Genomic DNA, 5,087 nt, shown 5'->3' with positions numbered 1-5,087 from the left:
ACCCTCGACGACCAGGGTGAGGCGCAGACATGAAGGCGATCACGGACCCGCATGGAGGATCGGCAGAAGGTTGTGAAAAATTTCTGTGCTGACAGCGAGTTAGCTCACTTTTGGCTGTTTTTTACACCAATCCCTGCCGACCCTCTTCTTCGTCCGAATGACCTTGTTCGCGGCCTTCATCCGCTCCTGTGATGCTTCCATCGCTTGCAGCTCCTTGCGCAGCTTGGCGACCGCATCCGGGTCATCGCTGGAGACCCCCCCGTTCCGACGGCCGCCGCCTTGCTCGCGTAGTGCTGGGCGTTGTCCATCTCGGCAAACGCCTTGCCGAACGTCTTGTGTATGCGCTCGCGATAATTACGGTCCCGGCTTTCGCTGTGATGCCCAACGAGGATGGGCTGCCCGAACGGGATCGCACCGGCCATCGAACGGGCTTTCTTGTGCAGGCTGTCGGCGTTCTTGTTCGCTTCCTGGGCACGGGTCAGCAGGCGTTCACGGCGGGCTTCCAACTTGGCTTCATAGCTGTTCATCGGGGTCTTTTCCTCGGTGTGGTCGATCTGATTGCTGTAGCTCACACACATTGCTTTGCTAGATGCAGGAGCCGGCTCTTGATCTTGTGTATCGCGCTTCGGCGCGGGCGTGTTTAGGTTCATCGGGACGCTCCTTTTGCTGTTGTGGGGGGAGTTGGACATTGCTTCGCTGAGTGCCTTTCGCCGTGTTGCCCGTAGGTCGGCCGGGTCAAGCGGGTGTCCAGGGAGAGACGGGAAGCCGCAGCCCGAAGCGCAGCGCAGGGACCGGGTGAGCGGATCAGCGAAGCGGTGCCCTGGATGGCCGCGCAGCGCCCGGACTACCGTTCAGGGCAGGCGAAAGGGACTCAGCGATGCAGCACGCCACCGGCGACGCTTGGGAGCGGTCCCGTGGACCGTGAGCGCGTCGCGTCAGCGACGTGCAGATGGAGCCGTTCCGGCGAGCCGCAGGCGCGGTTCTGCGGCCGTGTGCGGCCGTCGCTGGTGATCGCCTTGGTGATCGAACTGGTGGCCGTTCTGCAGGGCAGGGCGGCCGCACTGGCCGGCGTGCGATCGGCACGCTGAAACTGTCTTGCGCGCCAGCGCGGGGACGGGCTAGCGGCGCCATCAAAAGCGGGTTTGCAGTGGGGAGGTGGAGGTGGCTCCCTGCCGGCGGCGGGAGCGTTGCTCTCGGCGCTGAAGCCGCGCTTGCGCGGGTGAGGCGTTGTCCGTAGGGGGTTCCCCCCTACACCCCGGAGCGGGCACCTGGTCGTCGGCAGCGCTGGCGACGACGTTGGTGACACGTGCCGACCGGCACGTTGGCGACAGGCCTCGACCTGGCCAGCCGCCGGGCTGTCGCCAATCCTTGGTCGCCGACCCTCACGCTGGTCATCGCGGCGCTGGTTGGAAAACGGCGCGAGGGACGCGGCGTCGCATTGGCTTCTGCAAGCGGAGCGCGCAGGGGCGAGGATTAGGGCCGACTGGCGATGACGCGGCACGCGGCATCGGTGCGCAGCACCCCAAGCCGGTGACCGCTTGCGGTCACGCCCCCGCCTGGATCGGATCAGATGTACGCCACTGCATCGGTTTCGCAGGTTCTGCGACATCGGCATGGGTAATCTGCTGCATGGGCAACCGCAAACGACCTCGACTAGACCCCTGGCAATTCGGCCCACCTGGTGTGTGCGACGCCTGCGGCAGCCCGTGCGGCACGATGGATCAAGCTGGAATCGTCTGCTACGTGTGCTCGGCCGGCGTGTTCATCCAGCGCGGATTCTGGCAATTTGCTCGCTGCCCGAACTGCAAGGGCGTAGACCCATTTTGCACGGATTGCGGCGGCCGGGCTTACGTTGCGACACCGCGCGAGGACATCGATATGAAGGAGCTAGAAGGCGCATGGGCGGCAGCGGTCGCGCGCTACAGTGCATTCGGGGAAGAGCTACCCACGCCAATTGCAGACCTGAAACGCTTTCTCTGACGCTAGCGCCCTCAGTCGTCTTACATATGTGCCTCCCGAACTTTTCATTGCCTCAATGATGGGCGGGCTGCAAAATTGCAGCAATTTGCAGCAATCTGCTGCGGGAGCCGATTACATGGCTAATGACAGCCAAAATTCTGTAAGGGTCACAACCACGCTGACGCGCCAGCAGCACGCCGACCTGGAAAACATTGCCGAACAAAACGGCGTGAAGGTTGCATGGCTGGTACGTCGCGCTGTGGAAAACCTGATTGAACAGGCGCAAGGCCCCCTGTTTTTCCTTGATATCAGAGAGGGGCGCCAGAATGCGTAGCGTGGAACTATTCACCGGTTGCGGCGGCTTGGCGCTGGGTTTGTCCCGCGCCGGTTTCCACCATGAATTGATGGTGGAATGGAACGGCGACGCGGTGGAAACCGTACTGCACAACCGCCGCCGCCGTATCAAGCATGTAAGCGAATGGCCGCTGGAAAAGGCGGACGTGCGCGAGGTAACTTGGCGTCGCTTCGGCGGCCTTGACCTAGTGGCAGGCGGCCCGCCCTGTCAACCCTTCTCAATCGGCGGCAAGCACAAGGGGCAAGGTGACAACCGCGACATGTGGCCGGAAGTGATTCGCGCCGTGCGCGAGATTCGCCCGCGCGGCTTCTTGTTCGAGAACGTGCGCGGCCTGGCCCGGCCGGCCTTCGCCAACTATCTGCGTTGGATCATTGCGCACCTCCACCATCCAGAAATCACCCGCTTGGACGGCGAGGATCACGCGCGCCATACGCGCCGCCTGGAAGCCTCGCGCCTGGCCTCTGCCTATCGCGTCATCGTCGTTCAGGTGAACGCAGCAGACTACGGGGCCGCGCAGAAGCGCCATCGCGTCATCGTCGCCGGCATTCGCTCTGACTTGGCTTGTGGCTTGGCCACGCCCACGCCCACGCACTCGCGCGAACGGCTGCTGTGGGATCAGTGGGTCAGCGGCGAGTATTGGAAGCGTCACGGCCTTCGCCAGCCGGCCGATGCGTTCATTCCCTCCACCGATGCCGCCGCAGTTCGCGCACTGCGCGCCTTGCGTGTGGTGCCTAAGGGAAAGCCCTGGGTGACAACTCGCGATGCCTTGATGGGCCTGGGCGAGCCAAACGGGAAGAGCAACCACGTCTTTCAGGACGGCGCCCGGGTCTATCCGGGTCACACTGGAAGCCCGCTCGATCAGCCCGCCAAGGCGCTGAAAGCGGGCGATCATGGCGTGCCTGGTGGCGAGAACATGATGGTTAGGGACGATGGCAGCGTGCGTTACTTCACCACGCGCGAGGCCGCCCGCTTGCAGGGCCTACCCGATACCTACCAGTTCCCGCGGTCGTGGACGGAAAGCATGCGCCAGCTCGGCAACGCCGTGCCGTCGCAGCTCGCCGAGGCTATGGGCACTTGGATGGCCGAGACACTAGCCACTGCGCCTGCCTCCGACATTGAGGCGGCTTGAATGGCGAAGGCTCCGAGACTTCGCCCCGAGCAAACGGTAATTGTCGAGGTGCGCGAGCGGCTGGCCCGTCTGCGGGAAATCTTGCCCACGCTGTCGCGGCCGGCCGCCACGAAAACGATGGCCGAGCTGCTGGCGCTGACGGGCGAGATCGAGGAAGCCCGAAGCAACCTTGATCCGATCAAGGAACCGGGTGCCTCGTTCGATCCCGCCAACCCGGACACCGCCGGCCGTCTCGTGGCGCTGGCCCTGGTCGCCCAGGACAGGGTGCCGCTGGCGCGCATAGCGCGCACCTACGGCTCTGGCGTCTATGCGATCTATTATCACGGCGATCATCCAGCCTATGCCGCCGTGTCGGGCACCGAAACGCCAATCTATGTCGGCAAGGCCGACCCCAAGAGCGCGGACGCGCGCACATCGCGCGAACAGGGGCCGCAGCTTTACAGCCGTCTGGTCGATCACCGCCGGATGATCAAGACGGTGGGCGGCTACGCTGCCGACCAGGGCCTGCCGCACTCGCTCAAGGTGGACGATTTCACCTGTCACCGCTTGGTTTGCGCCACCAATGCGCAGCTCGTCGCCGAACGGCATCTGATTCGCACCTTCCGGCCGATCTGGAACAACGAAATGGGCATTTGCTGGGGAATCAGCAAGCATGGTGACGCGGCCACCACGCGCGCGAATAAGCGTTCTCCGTGGGACGTGATGCACCCCGGCCGGAACTGGGCGATGGCTGAAAGCCTCGAAGACAAAATGTCCCCGGACGTCATCACCACGAGGATCGCGGAACACTTCGCGGCCAACCCGCCTCATCGCAGCCGGGCGCGCATCGTTCGTGGCTTCCTGAGCGACTTCGCCCAGAACGCGGCCATGACCCCATCTGAGGTCGTGGACGATGATGATGCATTGGCGGCCACCGTCAGCGGTGAGCTTCCGCCCACGGAATAAGCACGTGTTGCAGATCCGCGCTGAAAGTCCGCAGCCGGGGCTTCGTACTGCTTCACCAAGCCGGCCAGCACATCGCGCTCGGCTGTCACCTGGGCAAGGTCGTTGCGGTGGCTCATGCGTCGGCACCAGCGGAGCGGGCGGGCTTGCGGGTGCGCGGCAGGCCGGGCAATTTCAGCTGCGCCCGGTGGCCGCCGCGCCGGCCGGCTTCCTGGCCGGCTTGGGCTTGGCGGGTTTGGCCTGGCGCTGGAGCTTGGCCAACGCCTTCAGTGCGGCCGGTCGCCCAGCTGGGCGGCGGCGGTGTCCAAGCTGGCAAACACGCGCGGCTCACCGCGCTGGCCGGTCAATTGCTTTTCGGTTTGGCCCACGCGCACCATCACGCTGTAGCCGCCGACCTGGCCGACCAGCTGCGGTGTCAAGGACAGAATATTCGGAGAAATTATGAAACTTAAGAGGGATGCCAGGACACTGAAGGCGAAGGCTATTGCTTCATTAAAGCGTGGCTTGGAGGCATTCAATAACCATGACGATAATGGGAGGACGGAAGCAGTTCTTCTTATGTTTCAGCACGCTAGGGAAGCTCTGAACAACGCACCACAGATACGCGACACTACCCGCCTCATCATGTAGAGGATCATCTATGCAGCTGACGTTCGGTGACGCTGAGGGCCTGGGCAAGCGCAAGCAGACCCGGCGCGAGAT

Annotated in this window: 7 protein-coding genes and 1 pseudogene; 5 read left to right on the top strand and 3 right to left on the bottom strand. The window is 63.9% G+C overall.

Translation table 11 applies throughout. From position 1 onward, the window contains the following. Positions 1–99: 99 nt before the first annotated feature. Positions 100–210: a hypothetical protein gene (locus F7R02_RS27750; protein ID WP_484606928.1), complete on the bottom strand. Its 111-nt coding sequence runs from the start codon at positions 208–210 to the stop codon at positions 100–102. Then, complete coding sequence (locus F7R02_RS24125) at positions 177–650, bottom strand: DUF3560 domain-containing protein (protein ID WP_425478514.1); 474 nt, start codon at positions 648–650, stop codon at positions 177–179. Before F7R02_RS24125 ends, F7R02_RS27750 begins: the two co-directional genes overlap by 34 nt. Positions 651–914: 264 nt before the next feature. Here F7R02_RS24125 and F7R02_RS26570 point away from each other — a divergent pair, with 264 nt between their 5' ends. The 5 genes from F7R02_RS26570 to F7R02_RS24095 all read left to right on the top strand — a co-directional run bounded on the left by F7R02_RS26570 (position 915) and on the right by F7R02_RS24095 (position 4,388). Next, entirely contained in the window at positions 915–1,088 is a 174-nt protein-coding gene (locus F7R02_RS26570; RefSeq protein ID WP_167521092.1) for a hypothetical protein, read from the top strand. Positions 1,089–1,716: 628 nt separating this feature from the next. After that, positions 1,717–1,980: a hypothetical protein gene (locus F7R02_RS24115; protein ID WP_078588936.1), complete on the top strand. Its 264-nt coding sequence runs from the start codon at positions 1,717–1,719 to the stop codon at positions 1,978–1,980. Positions 1,981–2,035: 55 nt separating this feature from the next. Next, a complete protein-coding gene (locus F7R02_RS24110; protein ID WP_235857270.1) occupies positions 2,036–2,293 on the top strand; it encodes a ribbon-helix-helix domain-containing protein in 258 nt (85 codons plus the stop codon). 1 nt (position 2,294) lies between these two features. Further along, entirely contained in the window at positions 2,295–3,443 is a 1,149-nt protein-coding gene (locus F7R02_RS24105; RefSeq protein ID WP_253909673.1) for a DNA cytosine methyltransferase, read from the top strand. Continuing rightward, the gene (locus F7R02_RS24095) at positions 3,444–4,388 is read left to right on the top strand and encodes an Eco29kI family restriction endonuclease (protein ID WP_235857269.1); all 945 of its coding nucleotides are present in this window, start codon (positions 3,444–3,446) and stop codon (positions 4,386–4,388) included. A gap of 112 nt (positions 4,389–4,500) precedes the next feature. Here F7R02_RS24095 and F7R02_RS27075 read toward each other — a convergent pair. Continuing rightward, positions 4,501–4,849, bottom strand: a pseudogene (locus tag F7R02_RS27075) (hypothetical protein). Positions 4,850–5,087: the final 238 nt, after the last annotated feature.

This window comes from Xanthomonas cissicola, assembly GCF_008801575.1.
Taxonomy (GTDB): Bacteria; Pseudomonadota; Gammaproteobacteria; order Xanthomonadales; family Xanthomonadaceae; genus Xanthomonas; species Xanthomonas cissicola.
This window is presented reverse-complemented; position numbering and strand designations above follow the sequence as displayed.